Source organism: Streptomyces sp. NPDC104761 (assembly GCF_055583445.1).
Genome location: NZ_JBVJNZ010000014.1, coordinates 284494 through 302247 on the forward strand (window position 1 = coordinate 284494; position 17754 = coordinate 302247).

Annotated in this window: 19 protein-coding genes; 7 read left to right on the forward strand and 12 right to left on the reverse strand. The window is 72.5% G+C overall.

Annotated features, from left to right (window positions below):
• Positions 1–15: 15 nt before the first annotated feature.
• Together ACZ63F_RS33190 and ACZ63F_RS33195 are read right to left on the reverse strand one after the other, a co-directional pair.
• The gene (locus ACZ63F_RS33190) at positions 16–666 is read right to left on the reverse strand and encodes a GntR family transcriptional regulator (protein WP_457701921.1); all 651 of its coding nucleotides are present in this window, start codon (positions 664–666) and stop codon (positions 16–18) included.
• Positions 667–770: 104 nt separating this feature from the next.
• Complete coding sequence (locus tag ACZ63F_RS33195) at positions 771–1628, reverse strand: LysR family transcriptional regulator (RefSeq protein WP_469716761.1); 858 nt, start codon at positions 1626–1628, stop codon at positions 771–773.
• A 134-nt stretch (positions 1629–1762) separates the two neighbouring features.
• Between ACZ63F_RS33195 and ACZ63F_RS33200 the strand changes: the two genes are divergently transcribed.
• Positions 1763–2569: an EamA family transporter gene (locus tag ACZ63F_RS33200; RefSeq protein ID WP_469716814.1), complete on the forward strand. Its 807-nt coding sequence runs from the start codon at positions 1763–1765 to the stop codon at positions 2567–2569.
• Positions 2570–2663: 94 nt separating this feature from the next.
• On the opposite strand, the gene ACZ63F_RS33205 is transcribed toward ACZ63F_RS33200, so the two are convergent.
• From ACZ63F_RS33205 to ACZ63F_RS33220, 4 genes are all read right to left on the reverse strand, one after another.
• Positions 2664–3824, reverse strand: a complete 1161-nt coding sequence (locus ACZ63F_RS33205; RefSeq protein ID WP_469716763.1) for an NAD(P)/FAD-dependent oxidoreductase — start codon at positions 3822–3824, stop codon at positions 2664–2666.
• Positions 3821–4018: a ferredoxin gene (locus ACZ63F_RS33210; protein WP_469716765.1), complete on the reverse strand. Its 198-nt coding sequence runs from the start codon at positions 4016–4018 to the stop codon at positions 3821–3823. Before ACZ63F_RS33210 ends, ACZ63F_RS33205 begins: the two co-directional genes overlap by 4 nt.
• An 81-nt stretch (positions 4019–4099) precedes the next feature.
• On the reverse strand, positions 4100–5329 hold the full coding sequence (locus ACZ63F_RS33215) for a cytochrome P450 (RefSeq protein WP_469716767.1): 1230 nt from the start codon (positions 5327–5329) through the stop codon (positions 4100–4102).
• A gap of 331 nt (positions 5330–5660) precedes the next feature.
• The gene (locus ACZ63F_RS33220; protein WP_469716816.1) at positions 5661–6383 is read right to left on the reverse strand and encodes a response regulator transcription factor; all 723 of its coding nucleotides are present in this window, start codon (positions 6381–6383) and stop codon (positions 5661–5663) included.
• Between the two features lie 300 nt (positions 6384–6683).
• Here ACZ63F_RS33220 and ACZ63F_RS33225 point away from each other — a divergent pair, with 300 nt between their 5' ends.
• Entirely contained in the window at positions 6684–7724 is a 1041-nt protein-coding gene (locus ACZ63F_RS33225; RefSeq protein ID WP_469716769.1) for a zinc-dependent alcohol dehydrogenase, read from the forward strand.
• Positions 7725–7730: 6 nt separating this feature from the next.
• On the opposite strand, the gene ACZ63F_RS33230 is transcribed toward ACZ63F_RS33225, so the two are convergent.
• Positions 7731–8387 (reverse strand): TetR/AcrR family transcriptional regulator, encoded by a 657-nt coding sequence (locus tag ACZ63F_RS33230; protein ID WP_469716771.1) that lies wholly within the window; start codon positions 8385–8387, stop codon positions 7731–7733.
• A gap of 216 nt (positions 8388–8603) precedes the next feature.
• Here ACZ63F_RS33230 and ACZ63F_RS33235 point away from each other — a divergent pair, with 216 nt between their 5' ends.
• The 3 genes from ACZ63F_RS33235 (at position 8604) to hemC (ending at position 12317) form a co-directional block, all read left to right on the forward strand.
• Complete coding sequence (locus ACZ63F_RS33235; protein WP_469716773.1) at positions 8604–10076, forward strand: MFS transporter; 1473 nt, start codon at positions 8604–8606, stop codon at positions 10074–10076.
• Between the two features lie 197 nt (positions 10077–10273).
• Positions 10274–11230 carry an ATP-dependent DNA ligase gene (locus tag ACZ63F_RS33240; RefSeq protein WP_469716818.1) on the forward strand — a complete coding sequence of 319 codons (957 nt, stop codon included), beginning with the start codon at positions 10274–10276 and terminating at the stop codon, positions 11228–11230.
• Positions 11231–11381: 151 nt separating this feature from the next.
• Positions 11382–12317 carry a hydroxymethylbilane synthase gene (gene hemC, locus ACZ63F_RS33245; protein WP_469716775.1) on the forward strand — a complete coding sequence of 312 codons (936 nt, stop codon included), beginning with the start codon at positions 11382–11384 and terminating at the stop codon, positions 12315–12317.
• A gap of 127 nt (positions 12318–12444) precedes the next feature.
• On the opposite strand, the gene ACZ63F_RS33250 is transcribed toward hemC, so the two are convergent.
• The 4 genes from ACZ63F_RS33250 to ACZ63F_RS33265 form a co-directional block, all read right to left on the reverse strand.
• Positions 12445–12969 carry a hypothetical protein gene (locus tag ACZ63F_RS33250; RefSeq protein ID WP_469716777.1) on the reverse strand — a complete coding sequence of 175 codons (525 nt, stop codon included), beginning with the start codon at positions 12967–12969 and terminating at the stop codon, positions 12445–12447.
• 197 nt (positions 12970–13166) lie between these two features.
• Entirely contained in the window at positions 13167–14018 is an 852-nt protein-coding gene (locus ACZ63F_RS33255; protein ID WP_469716779.1) for an ABC transporter permease, read from the reverse strand.
• Entirely contained in the window at positions 13978–14805 is an 828-nt protein-coding gene (locus tag ACZ63F_RS33260; protein WP_469716781.1) for an ABC transporter ATP-binding protein, read from the reverse strand. Before ACZ63F_RS33260 ends, ACZ63F_RS33255 begins: the two co-directional genes overlap by 41 nt.
• Positions 14802–15257, reverse strand: coding sequence for a MarR family winged helix-turn-helix transcriptional regulator (locus ACZ63F_RS33265; protein ID WP_382727614.1), 456 nt, complete (start codon positions 15255–15257; stop codon positions 14802–14804). The genes ACZ63F_RS33260 and ACZ63F_RS33265 overlap by 4 nt, the downstream gene beginning before the upstream one ends.
• A gap of 278 nt (positions 15258–15535) precedes the next feature.
• Between ACZ63F_RS33265 and ACZ63F_RS33270 the strand changes: the two genes are divergently transcribed.
• The gene (locus tag ACZ63F_RS33270; protein WP_469716821.1) at positions 15536–16327 is read left to right on the forward strand and encodes an RNA polymerase sigma factor SigF; all 792 of its coding nucleotides are present in this window, start codon (positions 15536–15538) and stop codon (positions 16325–16327) included.
• A gap of 4 nt (positions 16328–16331) precedes the next feature.
• On the opposite strand, the gene ACZ63F_RS33275 is transcribed toward ACZ63F_RS33270, so the two are convergent.
• Positions 16332–16649, reverse strand: coding sequence for an ANTAR domain-containing protein (locus tag ACZ63F_RS33275; RefSeq protein ID WP_469716784.1), 318 nt, complete (start codon positions 16647–16649; stop codon positions 16332–16334).
• Between the two features lie 127 nt (positions 16650–16776).
• On the opposite strand from ACZ63F_RS33275, the gene ACZ63F_RS33280 reads away from it, so the two are divergent.
• Positions 16777–17607: a VOC family protein gene (locus ACZ63F_RS33280; RefSeq protein ID WP_469716786.1), complete on the forward strand. Its 831-nt coding sequence runs from the start codon at positions 16777–16779 to the stop codon at positions 17605–17607.
• Positions 17608–17754 lie beyond the last annotated feature (147 nt).

The following is a 17754-nucleotide window of genomic DNA, read 5'->3' on the forward strand; positions in this document are numbered from 1 at the left end:
CCGGCCCGGGCGTGCTCAGTCGCGCAGTGCTTCGATCACGCTCGTGAGGTGGGCGCGGACGGCCGCCTCGGCCGCCTGCGGGTCCCTGGCCCTGATCGCCTCGATCATCGCCAGGTGCTCGCTCAGGGAGTGCTGCGGACGCCCCGGTCGCAGCGCCAGCTGGAAGCGGTGCCGCACCAGTTGGGCGTTGAGCCGCTCCAGCAGTTCCACGGCGGTCTGCTGGCCGGAGATCGTCCGGATCCTGGCGTGGAGTTCCTGGTTGAGCTCGGAGTAGGTGACCGGTTCGCCGTCCGCGACGGCCTTGGTCATGGCCGTACCGAGGTCGGCGAGTTCGGCGAGCTGCTCGTCGCTGGCCGCGACGGCCGCCTTGGCCGCACAGAGTCCCTCCAGCACCATGCGGCACTCCGTGATGGCGACCGCTTCCTCCACGGTCACCACCCGCACCCGCGAACCGCGGTTGCGGATCCGCTCGACCAGTCCCTGCGCCTCCAGATCGATCAGCGCCGCACGGATGCTGGCCCGCGTCACACCGAACTCCTCGGCGAGCTCGTTCTCCACCAGCCGCTGGGCCGGGGCCATCTCGCCGTGCAGGATCGCCTGCCGCAGCTGCGTGAACGCATGCTGCTTGGCCTGCTCTCCGGTGCTCGGACGGGCTTCCTTCGGCATTGCGCCCTCCCTGAGTGAGTGCCTGTCGAACGTAAATCTAGCCAAACAAGATTGTCAACAATTTTGTCTGCCGTATTGCCGGGAAAATCTGGCGCCCGGCGCGCTCAGCCGGTGCGGTACAGGTCGCTGAGCAGTTCGACAACGGCCTGGTGGGCGGGGTGCGGATCGTCCCGCCACCAGGCCAGCCGGACGGCGACGGGTGCGGCGTCCCGGACCGGCCGGTAGACGATGCCGGGCCGCGGGTACTGGTTGGCGGTCGACTCGGCGGTCACGCCGACCGCGCGGCCGGCCCCGATGGCGGTGAGCCAGTCGTCGACGTCGTGCGTCTCCTCGACGGCCGGCCGCGACTCGGGCGGCCACAGCTCCGGGGTGGTGGTGCCGGTGCGCCGGTCGACCAGGAGGACCCTGCCGGTGAGGTCCGCCAGCCGTACGGACCTGCGCCGGGCCAGCGGGTCGTCGGCGGCCAGCGCACACAGCCGCCGCTCCAGCCCGACGATGGCCGAGGCGAACCGCCGGTCCTCCAGCGGCCGCCGCAGGACGGCGAGGTCGCAGGCCCCTTCGCCGAGCCCGGCGGAGGCCGTGTTCACCCGGACGAGATGCAGTTCGGTCCCGGGGTGCGCGGCGGTCCAGCCGCGCTGGAAGGCCACGGTGTGCCGCCCCACCGCCGACCAGGCGTAGCCGATCCGCAGCACGGTGTGCCCCGAGCCGGCCTCCTGGACCAGGCCGTCGACGTCCGCCAGCACCCGCCGGGCGCGCGCCACCACCCGCAGTCCGGTGGCCGTCGGGGTCACCGCCCGCGAGGTGCGCCGCAACAGCCTTACCCCCAGGACGCGTTCGAGCGCCGCCAGCGTACGGGAGACGGCCGCCTGGGACACCCCCAGGGCGATCGCCGCGTCCGTGAAGGTGCCCTCGTCGACGATGGCGACGAGACAGCGCAGCTGCCGCAGCTCGACCTCATGCATACGCTAAGCGTATAGACCGGGGAGCGCATGCATTTTACGCAAGCTCCGGGCGGGCGGACTCTGCTGTCATGCGACGAGTTCTCGACCGCCCGGCCCCCACGACCGCGGCCCCGGAGCAGGGACGGGCGGCCGGTGTGGCGGCCATGGTCGGCAGCGGCCTGGCCAACCAGACCGGCGCGGCCATCGGTTCCCTGGCCTTCCCGGTCCTCGGCCCGCTGGGCGTGGTGGCGGTACGGCAGTACGTGGCCGCACTCGTCCTGGTGGCCGTCGGCCGCCCACGGCTGCGTGCCTTCACCTGGCGGCAGTGGTGGCCGGTGCTGCTGCTGGCGGCGGTCTTCGGGACGATGAACCTGAGCCTGTACACCGCGATCGACCGCGTCGGCCTGGGGCTTGCGGTCACCCTGGAGTTCCTGGGCCCGCTCGCCATCGCCCTGTCCGCGTCCCGCCGCCGGCTGGACGCGGGGTGCGCCGTGCTGGCGGCGGCCGGCGTGGTCGTACTGATGCGCCCGCGACCGTCCACGGACTACGCGGGGATGGCGCTGGGCCTGGTCGCCGCGGGCTGCTGGGCGTCGTACATCCTGCTCAACCGAGTGGTCGGCCGCCGGATACCGGGTGCCCAGGGCCCGGCCGCGGCCGCGAGCGTGTCCGCGCTGACGTTCCTGCCGGTCGGGGCCGTGGTGGTGGTACGGCATCCGCCGACGGCCGCTGCGGTGCTCTGTGCGGTGGCGGCGGGCGTGCTGTCGTCGGCGGTGCCGTACCTGGCCGACCTGCTGACCCTGCGCCGGGTCCCGCCCCAGACCTTCGGCCTGTTCATGAGCGTCAACCCGGTGCTGGCATCGGTGGTCGGCCAGGTGGTGCTGGGGCAGAGCCTGGGCGTGCCGGAATGGATGGGGACAGGAGCAGTGGTCGTTGCGAACGCCGTCAGCCTGGCGCCCCGATAGGGGCGCTGGGGGTACCCCCGGCCGAAAGGCCGGGGGAGGAAACGCGCGACCAGCCCCCGCCGGCCCGCAGTTCACCCTGAACCGAACCCACCCTTCACCGCACGGCCTCCTCCCAAGCCGCTCCCACGGCAACGGCCTGCCGCCACCCCCGAAGCACCTTCGGCGGCACCCCCACCGCCAGCACCCCACCCAACCGCTCCCCCCTCCGGTACGCGGCGACGAACCGCCCTTCCTCCAACTCCCCGTCCACGACCCGCACTTCGTCGTGGCCCCGCAGATACCCGTACGCCTGGACCTTCATGTCGTACTGGTCCGACCAGAAGTACGGCACCGGCGCGAACGGCTTGCGCGCCTCGGGATTGAGGAGGTTGCGTGCCGCGGCCATCCCCTGTTCCGCCGCGTTCGTCCGGTGCTCGATCCGCATGGAGACCCCGAACAGCGGGTTGTACCAGCGAGCGACGTCACCGGCCGCGTACACCGTCTTCGCGGCCTCGCAGTACTCGTCGCAGATCACCCCGTCGCCCACGCCGAGCCCGCTGCCGGCCAGCCACTCGACGTTCGGCAGCGAGCCGATCGCGACCAGCACCTCGTCGGCGTCGATCGTCTCCCCGTCGGCGAGCCGCACGCCGTCCTCGGTCACCTCGGTGACGGCGGTGCCGGTCCGCAGGTCCACGCCGCGCTCGAGATGGGCCCGGGTCAGCACCTGCCCCACCGCCTCGCCGACCGCGTGCGCGAGCGGTACCGGCGCCGGTTCGAGGAGGGTGACCTGTGCACCGAGCTTCCAGGCGACGGCGGCGGCCTCGGCGCCGAGGAACCCGGCGCCGACCACCACCAGCCGCTGCCCCGGCCCGATGCGCTCCCGGAGGGTCAGCGCGTCGTCGAGGGTGCGCAGCACGTGCGCCCCCTCTCCGGGCAGCCGGCGCGGCCGCACCCCGGTGGCCACGACAAGCCCGTCGTACGGCAGCAGGGAGCCGTCGGCCAGGCGTACCGTACGGTCCGTCACGTCCAGCCCGGTCGCCGCCACCCCGAGCCGCAACTCCAGTTCCAGGGCATCCAGTTCGGTCGGCGCCCGCAGCACCGCCCGGTCCGGCGCCCACTCGGCCGACAGCACCTGCTTGGACAGCGGCGGTCTGTCGTACGGCGGGTGCAGCTCGTCGCCGACCAGGGTGAGCGTGCCGTCGTAGCCCTCGCGGCGGAGCGTCTCGACCGCCGCGAGTCCCGCGGCCGAGGCTCCGATGACCACGATCCGGTTCATCGCTCCACCAGTCGGATCGCGGCGGCGGGGCAGACCGCCACGGCCTCGCGGACGTCGTCGAGGCTCTCCTCGGCGGGTTCCGCCTCCAGCACGAAGGCGATCCCGTCCTCGTCCCGCTGGTCGAAGACCTCGGGGGCGGCGAGCACGCACTGCCCGGATGCGACGCACTTCGGTTCGTCCAGTTCGACATGCATGGCGTTCTCCTTGCTGAGCTTGCTTCTCGTGGGGGCCGGTCCTGCTTCTTGGGGGGCTGTTCCTGCTTCTCGCGGGGCGGGTTACCAGGCGACCGGGAGTTCGTGGACTCCGTACACGCCGCCGTTGTGCTTGAAGGGCAGGTCGGCGAGGTCGGCGGCGAGCCTGAGGGTGGGGATGCGGCGGTAGAGCGTGCCGTAGACCACCTGGAGCTCCATCCGGGCCAGCGGCTGGCCCAGGCACTGGTGGACGCCGAAGCCGAAGGCGACATGGCGGCGGGCGTCGCGGCTCAGGTCGAGGCGGTCCGGGTCCGGGAAGGCCTCGGGGTCGCGGTTGGCGATGTCGCCGGCCAGGATCACGCCCTCGCCCGCCCTGATCACCTGTCCGGCGACCTCGATGTCCGCGAGGACCGCGCGGCGCCGGCCGCTGTGCACGATGCTCAGGTAGCGCAGCAGCTCCTCGACCGCACCGGCGATCAGCTTCGGGTCGTCGCTGTCGCGCAGCAGGGCGAGCTGCTCGGGGTGTTCGAGCAGGGCGAGGGTACCGAGGCTGATCATGTTGGCGGTGGTCTCGTGCCCCGCGAGCAGCAGCAGGACACCCATCTGCGCGGCGTCCAGCCGGGTCAGCTCACCGGCCTCGACGCGGGCTACCAGGCCGGAGAACAGGTCCTCGGCGGGATGCTTCATCTTCTCGCCCATCAGCCGGTCGAGGTACTCGACCAGCCTGCCGTGTGCCGCCGTCCGGTCCTCGACGGCCGTGTCCCGGGTGATGAGGAGCTTGCTGTTCGCCTGGAAGAAGTCGTGGTCGTCGTAGGGCACCCCGAGCAGGGCGCAGATCACCAGCGAGGGCACCGGCAGCGCGAAGGCCTCGACCAGGTCGACGGGGCTGGGGCCGGCCAGCATGTCGTCGATCAGTTCGTCGACGATCCGCTGTACGGCGGGCCGCATGGCGTCGACGCGCTTGACCGCGAACGGTGCGGTGACCATGCGCCGCAGCCGGGCGTGCTCGGGGTCGTCCATCATGATGAAGCTGATGTTGTTCTTGCCGTTGCTGGGTGCCTGGAGCGGGTATCCGGGACGGTCGGGCTCGGCGCTGACCCTCGGGTCGAGCAGCATGGCCCGCTGGTCGGCGTACCGGGTGACCAGCCAGTAGTCCTTGCCGTCCCAGAGCCGGACCCTGGCGAGGGGGCCCGCCTCCTGGGCGGCCTGCAGCGCCGGGGGCGGGTCGAAGGGGCAGCGCATGGACCGGGGCATCGGGAAGTCGGGCGTCTGCGCGGAGGCTCCGGGTGCTGAGCCGGTCAGGGTGTCGGCCATCTGTGTCTCCTCGAGGGGGCTCCGCTCGGTGCGGAGCGCCGGGACGGTGGGTACGAGGCCTCAATGAGCACATGCAAACAGGTGAGGCTGTCCGCTTCCGGTCAGTTCCCTGACATCGAGCTGACGTGGGCCAGGTCACATGGCGCCGATGTCGCGGTGTCGCGTGCGGCAGGAAGGGCCACCACAACTCCATTAGAAATGTGGAACGTTGAGGCGGAGGAACACGTCACGCGGCCCCCCGGCCGGTTGGCGCTCCGCCGCCCTGGTGCCGTCACCCGGCAGAGGACAGAAGGCGTGCTTCGGTTTGCTCCCGGATTCCATCGCGAAGGACTCACGCGTCCCGCGGAGTCTCCCCCAGCCAGTAGCCGAAGCCCCGCCGGGTGTGGATGAGCGCGGGCCCGTGCGGGTCCACCTTGCGGCGGAGCCGGGAGACCAGCTGCTCGATGGCGTTGTCGCCCCGGAACTCGCCCCAGACGTACCGGCCGATCTGCTCCTTGGACAGCACTCTGTGGGCGTTGACGAGAAGGTGGCGCAGCAGCCGGTACTCGGCGGGCGTGAGGTCGAGGGCGCGGCCTCCCCGGCGGGCCCGGCAGGTGCTGTCGTCCAGGACCAGGTCGGCGTGGTCCAGCGTGCTCCCGAGCCGGCCGCCGTCGCCGGCGTCCCGGAGCAGCACCTTCAGCCGGGCCAGGACTTCGGCGATCCGGAAGGGCTTGGTGACGTAGTCCCGCTCGCCGGCGCCGATCTCGGGCAACAGGCGGGCCAGGGAGTCGCCGGCGGCGAGCAGGAGGACGGGCGGCCGGTAGGCCGGCCTGAACCGCCCCTGGGCCAGGTCGTCCATGCCGGGCAGCTCGGCGTCGATGACGACCAGGTCGAACCGGTGCGCCGCGAGCCGCCGCGCCACTTCGACCCCGCTGCCGGCGGCTCCGGTCCGGTAGCCCGCCAGCTCCAGGGTGGTGGCGAGGAGATCGGCGGTGTCCGGGTCACCCACGGCGACCAGAAGCCGCTGTCCACTGCCGCGGGCCAGCGGTGGGGGTGACGGAGAGCTGCCGTACATGGGATGACCCATTCGTTCGAGGCTCGGGCAATTCGCTTGCTTGACTCAAGTAAGCCACATGTGCTTGCCTAACTCAAGTAATCGGGGCGCCATTGAGCGGAGGCCGCCCCGGGGGTCTGCCCCGGCGGACAGGCCCTGGCACCGGACCCGTGGGGACGGGGACCGGCGCAGCCCTCGGGCCTGAACGCCGGCCCACTCCCCCGGCCCGGCGCCGGCCCGAGGGCACCTCCCCGGCCGCACCACCACCGGACGAGCCGAAACGCTCGCCCGCGTCAGCACCTCCAGAGAGCGAGTCACCCCATGGCCACGATGAAGTCCGTACAGACCGGTGGCGTCGGCAGGATCGAGGTGGTGGACGTCGAGCGTCCGGTCCCCGGTCCGAAGGACGTGCTGCTGAGGATGCGCGCGGGCGGCATCTGCGGCACCGACGTCACCTTCCTGCACATGGGCGGCATGCCCGCCCGCGCCCACCTGGGCGGCGAACTGGTCCCGATCGCCCTGGGTCACGAGCCGGCCGGCGAGGTCGTCGAGGCCGGCGCCGAGGTCACGGGGCTGAAGGTGGGAGACCGGGTGGTGGTGAACCCGCAGGACGCACCCACCGGGATCATCGGCTGCGGCGGCCGGTACGGCGCCCTCGGCGAGTACCTGCTGATCGAGAACGCCGAGGTCGGCCGGAGTGTCGCGGTGTTCCCCGACACCGTGCCCTTCGAGGTCGCCGCCCTGAACGAGCCGATGGCCGTGTCCCGGCACGCCGTCAACCGCTCGCAGGCCACCCCGGACGACAAGGTGGTCGTCTTCGGGGCAGGGCCGATCGGCCTCGGCGCGGCGATCTGGCTGAAGCTGCGAGGCGTCCGGCACGTGGTCGTCGCCGACGTCATCCCGGCCCGGCTGGAGAAGGCGCTGGCCGTGGGCGCGGACGCCGTGATCGACTCGGCGGAGGAGGACGTCACCGCGCGGCTGACCGAACTGCACGGCCGGAGTGCCAACGCGCTGGGCCAGCCCCGCCCCGGCACCGACATCTTCATCGACGCGGCCGGCGCCCCGGCCGTCTTCGACACCGTGGTGGCCAACGCCCGGTGGCACGCCAGGCTGGTGATGGTCGCCGTACAGAAGAAGGGCGAGATCGACCTCGGCGGCACGCTGCGCAGCGAGCTGACCCTGGTCGCCTCGCAGGGCTACCCGACGGAGATATTCGAGGTCACGCCCGAACTGGTCGAGCACCACGAGCGGTTCGCGAAGCTGATCAGCCACCGCGTCCCGTTCGCCGACGTCCACCGTGCCTTCGAGCTGGCGCTGACGCCGGGGGCGGCGGAGAAGGTCGTCGTCACCTTCGACGCGTAGCCGCAGTCACCTTCGACGCACCGCCGAGACGGGCGCCAGCCACAGCCCGAGGAGCGCGTCGGTGAGCCCGGTGGCCGCGTCGCTCCAGGTGGCACGCGGGGTGGCGGTGCCCTCGGCGAGGGCGCGCTCCCGCTCGGCGCAGGTGTGCAGGATCAACGTCCGTGCCATCAGGCCCCGTTCGGCGCGGACCTCGGCCGGAAGTTCCGGCAGCCGCCGGTTCAGCGCCTCGACGGCCTGGCGCAGCGACGGCGAGCTCAGGGACTCCTCGACCATGATGTCGTAGAGGGCGGGGTCGGTCATGACCTGGGCGCAGAAGCGGGCGTACCAGGTGGGGCTGCCCAGGCTCGCGAGGTGTTCGGTGACCGGGCGGACCAGGCAGTCCACCCGGTCGCGGATGTCGTCGGAGTCGCCGGTCTCGGCCAGCAGGCGGACCCGGATCTCCTCGATCCGGCGGAAGTGCCGGGCGGCGACGGCGCGGACCAGGTCGGCCTTGGTGCCGAAGTGGTAGCCGACGGCGGCGTTGTTGCCCTGGCCGGCGGCCTCGCTGACCTGGCGGTTGGAGACGGCGTACACGCCCTGTTCGGCGAAGAGCCGCTCCGCCGCGTCCAGGATGGCCTCCCGCGTCGCGCCGGCCTGGTCCGCCCGCGCCGTCCTGCCCGCCATGCCCACCACCGCTCCGGGACCGGCCACCACCCGGTCCGGCGGTCCCGCGAGCCGCACCGGGGCCCCGCCCGAAGCGGCGAGGTCCAGCCGAAGAAGCCTACGCGGCAGGGCCGCGGAGTGCGGAAACACCCTGCCAGTACGCTAAGTCAAGCGACTGACTTAAACAGGGCCCCAGTGCCCCAGTCGCGCCATGTCCCGCCTATGGAGGACCAGTTCATGTCCGAAGCCCCTGTCCAGACCGCCGGTTCCGCGCGACCGGCACAACCGAAGCCGAACGCGGTGGTGGCGGTGCTGGCCCTGTCCGGTGTCACCGTCTCCCTGATGCAGACCCTGGTGATCCCGATCGTCCCGGAGCTGCCGAAGTACCTGAACGCCTCCGCGTCCAACGCTGCCTGGGCGGTGACGGCGACCCTGCTCGCCGCCGCCGTGGCCACCCCCGTGGCCGGCCGCCTCGGCGACATGCTCGGCAAGCGGCTGATGCTGCTGGTCAGCCTGGTGCTGCTGGTCTCCGGCTCGGTGGTTGCCGCGCTGAGCGACACGCTGGTCCCGATGATCGTCGGCCGTACCCTCCAGGGCCTCGCGGCCGCCGTGGTCCCGCTCGGCATCAGCATCATGCGCGACGAGCTGCCGGCGGAGCGCCTCGCCGGCTCGACGGCGCTGATGAGTGCCTCGCTGGGCGTCGGCGGCGCGCTCGGCCTGCCGGCCGCGGCGTTCATCGCGGACCACTACGACTGGCATGTGCTGTTCTGGACCTCCGCCGTCCTCGGTGTCGTCGCGTTCGCGCTGGTCATGCTGCTGGTGCCGGAGTCCAGGGTGCGCTCGGGCGGGCGCTTCGACGCGGTCGGCGCGCTGGGCCTCGCGGTCGGCCTGGTCTCGCTGCTGCTCGCCGTCTCCAAGGGCGCCGACTGGGGCTGGGCGAGCGGCACCACGCTCGGCCTGTTCGCGCTGGCGGTGGTCGTGCTGCTCGCCTGGGGCTTCTTCGAACTGCGCACCGCCCGGCCGCTGGTCGACCTGCGCACCACCGTCCGCCGGCAGGTGCTGTTCACCAACCTCGCCTCGATCGCCTTCGGCTTCTCGATGTTCGCGATGTCCCTGGTGCTTCCGCAGCTGCTCCAGCTGCCGACCCAGACGGGCTACGGCCTGGGCAGGTCGATGCTTACGGTCGGTCTGGTGATGGCACCGCAGGGCCTGGTCATGATGGCCTTCGCCCCGCTCTCGGCCGCCATCACCAAGGCCAGGGGGCCGAAGGTCACGCTCATGGTCGGCGCGGTGATCGTCGCCGCGGGCTACGGCCTCAACATCGCCCTGATGTCCGAGGTCTGGCACCTCATCCTGGTCTCCTGCATCATCGGCGCCGGTGTCGGCTTCGCGTACGGCGCGATGCCCGCCCTCATCATGGGCGCGGTCCCGGCGTCGGAGACGGCCGCCGCGAACAGCCTCAACACGCTGATGCGGTCCATCGGCACCTCGGTGGCCAGCGCCGTCGCCGGGGTGATCCTGGCCCAGCTGACCATCAGCCTCGGCGGCACCACGCTGCCCTCCGAGAACGGCTTCAAGGTGGTCATGGCGATCGGCGCGGGCGCGGCCGTCCTGGCCTTCGTCCTCGCCTCCTTCCTGCCGGGCCGCCGCCCCGCGGACACGGAGCCCGCTCCGGCCCCGGCAGCGCCCACGGCCGAGTCCGTGCACTGAGCCGCGGACGATGATCGGAGGGCGGGGCGGGCCCTGCCTCGGGGGGGACGGCCCGCCCCGCCCACCTGGTCACGGGCCGGGATCACAGGAGACCGACCGGATGGACGCCTGTTCGGGGGAACCGGGTCCGCAAGGCGCGTGCGGCGGCCGTGCCGGGTCACATCTCCTGCGTGACCGCCCTCCCCGTGATCCCGCCCATGCTCGCCACTCCCGGCCGCCTGCCGCCCGCCGCCCAGGACGACCGGTGGGCCTACGAGACGAAGCAGGACGGCCAGCGGGCGGTCCTCTACCTGCCCGGCGACGGCAGCCTGCTGCTGCGCGCCCGGTCCGGCGAGGAGATCACCGGCGCCTACCCCGAGCTGCGCCCGCTGGCGAAGGCCCTGGGCCGGACCCCGGCGGTCCTCGACGGCGAGGTGCTGGCCGTCGACGAACACGGGCGCGCCGACTTCCAGTTGCTGCAGAGCCGGATGGGCCTGGCCCACGCCCCGGCCCGGGCGGCCCGGATGGCGGCCCGGATCCCGGTCCACCTGGTGCTGTTCGACGCGCTGCTGCTGTCGGACCCGCTGCTCACCATGGCGTACGCGGACCGCCGGGCGCGCCTGGAGTCCCTCTCCCTGGAGGGGCCGCACTGGTCGACGCCGAGAGCCGTCGTGGGCCACGGCGCGGAGGCGCTGCGGGCGACCCGGGAGCACGGTCTGGAGGGCGTGGTCTGCAAGCGGCTCGACTCGGTGTACGAGCCGGGGGTGCGGTCCCGCGCCTGGATCAAGATCCGGAACCTGCGCGCCGAGGACGTGATCGTCGGCGGCTGGCTGCCGGGCAAGGGGCGGCTGACCGGGCTGCCCGGCGCGGTGCTGGTCGGCCAGCGCTCCGCCGACGGGCGGCTGCGGTACGTCGGCGGCGTGGGCACCGGCTGGAGTGCGGCGGAGCGGGCGGAACTGGCCGCGCTGCTGCGGGCGGCCGGGACCGACGCGTGCCCGTTCGAGCCGGTGCCGCCGGTCCCGGGCGCCCGCTGGGTGGTGCCCCGGCTGGTCGGCGAGGTCAGCTACAGCACCCGCACCCGGGCCGGACTGCTGCGCCAGCCGTCCTGGCTCCGGCTCCGCCCGGACCTCGCGCCGGAGGAGTCGGCGGCGGACCTGCCCGAGGACCTGCCGTAGGACCTGCAGCACCACCTGCCGGAGGACCTGCAGCAGCATCTGCCGCAGGACACGGGCCGACCGCCGGGCGGTCCGCGAACGCGGACCGGACCGGGGGGCGGCCGACAGGATGTCGGAATCGGGGGCCGGCGGGAAGGTCTATCGTGTCCCCATGCCGGTACCCGAGTTGATCCGTATCGTCTCCCGCGACTCGCCGATGGCGCTCGCTCAGGTGGCCCGCGTCCGGGCCGAGTTGGCCGCGCTGTACCCGCAGGTGCGCACCGAGGTCGTACCGGTGAAGACGACCGGCGACAAGTGGCTGGGCGACCTGTCCCTGGTGGAGGGCAAGGGGGCGTTCACCAAGGAGGTGGACGCCGCGCTGCTGGCCGGCGAGGCCGATCTCGCCGTGCACTGTGTGAAGGACGTGCCCGCGGACCGGCCGCTGCCCGCCGGGACGGTGTTCGCGGCGTTCCTGAAGCGGGACGACATCCGCGACGCCCTCGTCCACCCGGGCGGGCTGCCCCTGGACGAGCTGCCGCCGGGCACCCGGATCGGCACCTCCGCGGTCCGCCGGGCCGCCCAGCTGGCGGCCACCCATCCGCACCTGGAGTGCGTGCCCTTCCGGGGCAACGTCAACCGGCGGCTGGAGAAGCTCGCCGCCGGTGAGGCCGACGCACTGCTGGTGGCGATGTCGGGACTGGAGCGGATCGGCCGCACGGACGTGATCACCGAGGTGCTGGACCCGGAGGCGATGATGCCGCCCATCGGCGCGGGCATCCTCGCCCTGCAGTGCCGGGAGGGCGACTCCGACCTGATCGACGTGGTGAGCGGGCTCGGTGACCCGGCCACCTACCGGGAGGCCACCGCCGAGCGGATGTTCCTGCACGTGCTGCAGGGCCACTGCAACAGCCCGATCGCGGGCTACGCCCGGGTCGACGGCGGCGGTGAACTGTCGCTGCGTGCCTGCGTGTTCACCCCGGACGGCAAGACCCGGCTGAACGCCCACGAGTGGGCGGGCCGTCTCGACCCGGCCACCCTCGGCACGTCGGTCGCGGTGGCGCTGCTGCGGCAGGGGGCGCGGGAGATCATCGACGGTATCCCCCACTAGGCGCTCCGCTGGTAGCGCCGGGCACGTGTCGTTGTTCGGCTGCGGCGCCTTGGGGGCTGGTCGTGCAGTTCCTCCCCCAGCCTTCGGCCGGGGGTACCCCCAGCGCCCCCGAAAGGGCGCGTTGTCCTCAGGGAGCAGTAGGGCCGGGCTCTGTCTGGTCCTTGAGGAAGGCGGTCACCTGGTGGGCCAGGCCGCCGGTGGACTGGCAGGCCGTGGGAGTGGTCGATTCGAGTACGCCGATACCGCCCGCCCACAGGCGGCGCTCCGTCCACTCCTCGTCGACGCGCAGGTGGACCTGGATGTCCACCTGGGTCAGGGCGGCCTCCGGGGCGGCGGCGTAGAGGACTGCGGTCGCGCGGCGCAGCGGGTAGACGTCGAAGCCCTCGATGAACTGGGAGTTGCGCCAGTCGATGAACGCGCCCTCGCCGTCTGGGCCGACCCGGACGTCGATCTGGCCGTCCTCAAGCTGCACGCCGAAGTGAGCGGAGCCGCGGTTCTCAATGGTCACCCGGGCACTGAAGTACGTCAGCCCGGCTGCGGCGTCGTCCCGGCCGCGCGGCGGCTCGGACTCCTCCAGGCGGTGGACGCGGACCCGCAGACCGGCATGCTCGTCGTACTCGTGCCAGTCCCCGACCACGTTCGGCTCGTACACAGTGCCCCTCTCGACCCCCGCTGTTTATCTGTGCGCTCAGCGCACTGTCAAATGAGTGGAATGCGCTGTGGCCAGGGGGTTCGCCCGCTTTGATCGCTGATCAAGCGTTGCGCAGCGGTTATCCCGCCCCGGGAGTCCGGGGCGGGTCGCGGACGCGTGCCGCACATCACGTCGGTGTACCCGGCACCGTGGCCGGCTCAGCGGGCCAGGCGGCCGAGCAGCGAGGAGGCCGCGGTGATGCCGAGGGCGGCGGCGACCGCCAGCACGGCGAAGTCGAGGCCGAGGTGGGCCGGAGTGCCGAGCAGCAGGCCGCGCAGGGCGTCGACCTGGTAGCTCAGCGGGTTGATCTTGCTGACCACCTGGAGCCAGCCCGGCATGATCGCCAGGGGGTAGAGGGCGTTGGAGCCGAAGAACAGCGGCATGGTGATCGCCTGGCCGATGCCCATCAGCCGGTCGCGGCTGAGGACGATGCCGGCGATGCTCATCGACAGGCAGGAGAAGAAGGCCGAGGCCAGGACGACGGCCAGGGCGACGCCGAGGAGCTTCAGCGGGTTCCAGGTGAGGGAGACGCCGAGGATCGCGGCGATGACGATCACCACGACGGCCTGGATCAGGGACTTCACGCCGGCCGCGAAGGCCTTGCCGGTGATGAGCGCCGAGCGGGGGGTGGGGGTGACGAGGAGCTTGTTGAGGATGCCCGCGTCGCGCTCCCAGATGATCTGGATGCCGTAGAAGATCGCGATGAACATCGCGGACTGGGCGATGATGCCGGGCGCGAGGTAGTCGATGTAGGGGATGCCGCCGGTGGGTATCGCCCGTATCCGGGTGAAGGTCTGGCCGAAGATCAGCAGCCAGAGGGCGGGCTGGATCGCACGGGTGTAGAGCTCGGTGCGGTCGTGGCGGAGCTTCTGCAGCTCCACAGCGCACATGGCGACCACCCGGGCGGGCAGCAGCCGCCAGCCGGAGCGCGGCTGGGGCGGGGTCAGGAGCAGGGACGTGCCCTTGCGCTCAGCCGACACGGTTCGCGGTGCGGCGGGTGCTTCGGACATCGCGGAAACCTCCTGACTGGTCGTCGAGGCCGCTGCCGGCCACGTCGCGGAAGACGTCTTCGAGGGTGGGCAGGGCGTCGGTGCCCCGGCGTTCGGCGAGGCCGCGCCTGAGTTCGGCGGGGGTGCCGAGAGCACGGATGCGGCCGCGGTGCATCAGGCCGACCCGGTCGCAGTGCTGGTCGGCCTCGTCCATGTAGTGGGTGGTGACCAGGACGGTCATGCCGGTCGCCGCGCGCACGGAGTTGATCTGGTCCCACACGCTGGTACGGGCGATCGGGTCGAGGCCGATGGTCGGTTCGTCCAGGATCAGCAACCGGGGCGCGCTGACCAGGGCCTGGGCCAGTTCGAGACGGCGGACCATGCCGCCGGAGTAGGTGCCGGCGAGCCGGTCGGCGGCGTCGGTGAGGTCGACGGCCGCGAGCGCCTCGGCGACCCGCGGGGCCCGCTCGCGCCGGGGGACGTCGAAGACGCGGGCGAACAGCTCCACGTTCTCGCGTCCGGTGAGCCCGCTGTCGGCGGACAGCTGCTGCGGGACGTACCCGAGCAGCCGCCGTACGGCCATCCGCTCCCGGCCCGTGTCGTGGCCGAAGACGCGGACCATCCCGGCGGGGACGGGCAGGAGGGTGGTGATGCAGCGGATGGCGGTGGTCTTGCCGGCGCCGTTGGGACCCAGCAGGCCGAAGACCTCGCCCTCGCCGACGCTGAGGTCGAGCCCGTCGACGGCCTTGGTCTCCCCGAAGGAGTAGGAGAGTCCGGTGCAGGCGACTGCGGCGGTGTCCGTTGTCATGATTCCCCGGTCTCCTCGTGCAGAGTGTCGGCCAGCCTGCGCAGCGCGGGAAGCGCCGCCCTGAGCGCCTCCTGGTCCGCCTCGTCCAGCCGGGTGACATGACCGGCGACGAGTTCCGCGCGGCGGCGGTGCCAGTCGGCGAGTCGCTTCTCGGCGTCGTCGGTGAGCAGCAGCCGGGCGGCCCGGCGGTCGGCCGGGTCGGTCTCCCGGCGCATGAAGCCGTCCTTGACGAGCTGGTTGACCAGGGTCGACACCGAGTTGCTCGCCAGGTACAGCTCCTTGGCGGCGTCCGAGATGCCGATCCCGGGCCGGGACTCGACCAGGCGCAGCAGCTCCACCTCCGCGCCGCGCAGCCGCGGCCGGGTGAGCCCGCGGCGCAGTCTGCGGCGGATCAGCCGCTGGATGCCGACCAACGCGTCGGCGAGTTCTTCGGGAAAGGTCTCCGATTCCACACCCCGAAGATTACCTCTGCTACAGAGGTATCTCTCCCAAGGAACGGTCAAGGCAAGACCCCACGGAAAGACCATTCGTAAAATGAGAGCTTTATGAGCTTTCTGCCCGAATTGTTTTGCTATACGCCGTTCGGGGCATCCCTAGCACAGTGCTTCGGACCGGAGGCACGTGCGTGGGAGCCGGATTCCGCCGGCCGCCCCCGTGTCCTTCTCCAGGGTCCGAGCGCGTTCCTCCCACGGTGTCCGTCCACCAGCACCCGCCGAGGGAGGTGCGCATGATGCGTACCGCCTGCACACCGAGGCCCCATCCGCACGACGACGCCCCGGACACGGCCCGGGCCTTCGTACGGCTGGCCGAACTGCCCGAGGGTCCGGAGCGCCGGGCGCTGCGGGACGAACTGGTCGAGCTGTGGCTGCCCATGGCCGAGCGGATCGCCGTACGGTTCCGCGGCCGGGGGGAGACCCTGGAGGATCTCTACCAGGTCGCCGCGCTGGGGCTGGTGAAGGCCGTCGACCACTATGATCCGGCGCGCGGCCGGGCCTTCGAGGCGTACGCCGTGCCCACCGTCACCGGCGAGATCAAGCGCCACTTCCGGGACCACATGTGGACCCTGCACGTGCCGCGCCGGGTCCAGGAGCTGCGCAACCGGGTCCGGAGCGCCCTCAAGGAGCTGGACCAGACCACCCCCGGGCGCCCGCCCACCGTGGCCGAGGTCGCCGCCCTGGCCCAGCTCACCGAGGAAGAGGTGCGGGCCGGGATGGAGGCCCTGGAGTGCTACTCGGCGCTGTCGCTGGACGCCGAGGTGCCCGGCGGCGACGGCTACGCGCTCGGCGACACCCTGGGCGCCCTGGATCCCGGCTACGACCTGATCGTCGACCGCGCGGCCGCGGAACCCTGCCTCCAGGGCCTGCCCGAGCGCGACCGGCTCATCCTCTACCTGCGGTTCTTCTGCGGTATGACGCAGAGCCGGATCGCCGAACAGCTGGGCATCTCGCAGATGCATGTGTCCCGCCTGCTCAGCGCCTGCTTCGACCGCCTGCGCGAGGAGCTGCTGGCCGAGGCCGGCTGAGGGTTCACCCGACGGGCGGTGCGCCGGGGATCTGCGTGGGCCCGTACCGTTCAATGGCCTCCGCCAGCTCCACGCGGATCTCGGTGGGAATGTCGCCGGTGCGCCCCCAGACCAGGATCAGGTCGGCGACGTTGCGCAGCTTGATGTTGGTGTGCTGGGAGACCTCCTTGAGCACCTCCCATCCCTCGTCGGGCGTCACCCGGCCGATCGCGACGACCATCCCGATGGCCTGGTCCACCACGGCATGGGAGGCGACGGCCTCCTTGAGCTGGTCGACCTCGGCCTCCAGGCGGAAGATCCGGTCCGGCTCGCTCTCTCCCATCCATCCATCGTGTCACCCGTCTGGCTCGGCGCCACCGGGGTACTCGGCAGGCATTTCCGCCGCTTCCGGTTGGAGACTGGTGGCAGACCGGTCGCCCCGCCGGCCCCGACACCAGGACGCGAGTGCCATGAACGACGACACGCCTCCCCCCGGACCCGCGCAGACCGGATCCGCGCCGAAGAAGCGGCCGGTGGTCTCCACGCACTCGGTCTTCGGCGCCCCGTGCTGGGTGAGCCTGACCAGCCGCGACCTGCAGACGACCGAGGACTTCTACAGCGCCGTGCTCGGCTGGCGATGGCGCAGCGTCAGGCTCGGCGACCACTTCCGGATCGCGCTGGCGGACGGGGTGCCGGTGGCGGGCATCGCCGCGGTCGCCGCGATGTGGCAGATGGCGGTGGCCTGGACGCCGTACTTCGCGGTGCCCGACGCGGACGAGGCGGTGGCCAGGGCCCGGGAGCGCGGCGGCACCCCGGCGGTGGGGCCGCTGTCCTTCCCGCCCGGCCGGGCGGCGCTGATCGCCGACCGGGACGGGGCGGTCTTCGGCATCTGGGAGGGGGAACTGGTCGCCAACTGGGAGACCTGGCGGCAGGCCGCGCCGACCTTCATCCGCCTGCACACCCGCAACGCCTTCGACGCGGCGATCTTCTACGGCGAGGTCCTCGGCTGGGCCTCGGACAAACCGGGCTGCTGCGAGGTCGAGTACGAGGGCGGCGAGGTGGTGCTGCGCAGCCGCGGTGAGGCCGTGGCCCGTATCGACTCGGGAGCGGTGGAGGCGGCCCCCGATCCGTCGGTACGGCCGCACTGGCAGATCCACTTCGCGGTGACCGACGTGGCGGCGTGCGCCCGGATCGCCGAGAAACACGGTGGCAGTGTGCTGAGCGAGGGGGACACCGAGGCGATCCTGCGGGATCCGGACGGTGCGCAGTTCACAGTGACGACGGCCCGCGGAGCGCGGTAGCCGGTGCCGGGTGCGACGTGGTGGCTCGCCGTGGTGGTCCGGTGCGGGTGCGTCGTGGCTGGTCGGGGGGGGGGGGGGGGGGGGGGGGGGGGGGGGGGGGGGGGGGGGGGGGGGGGGGGGGGGGGGAGGGGGGGGGGAGGAAAAACG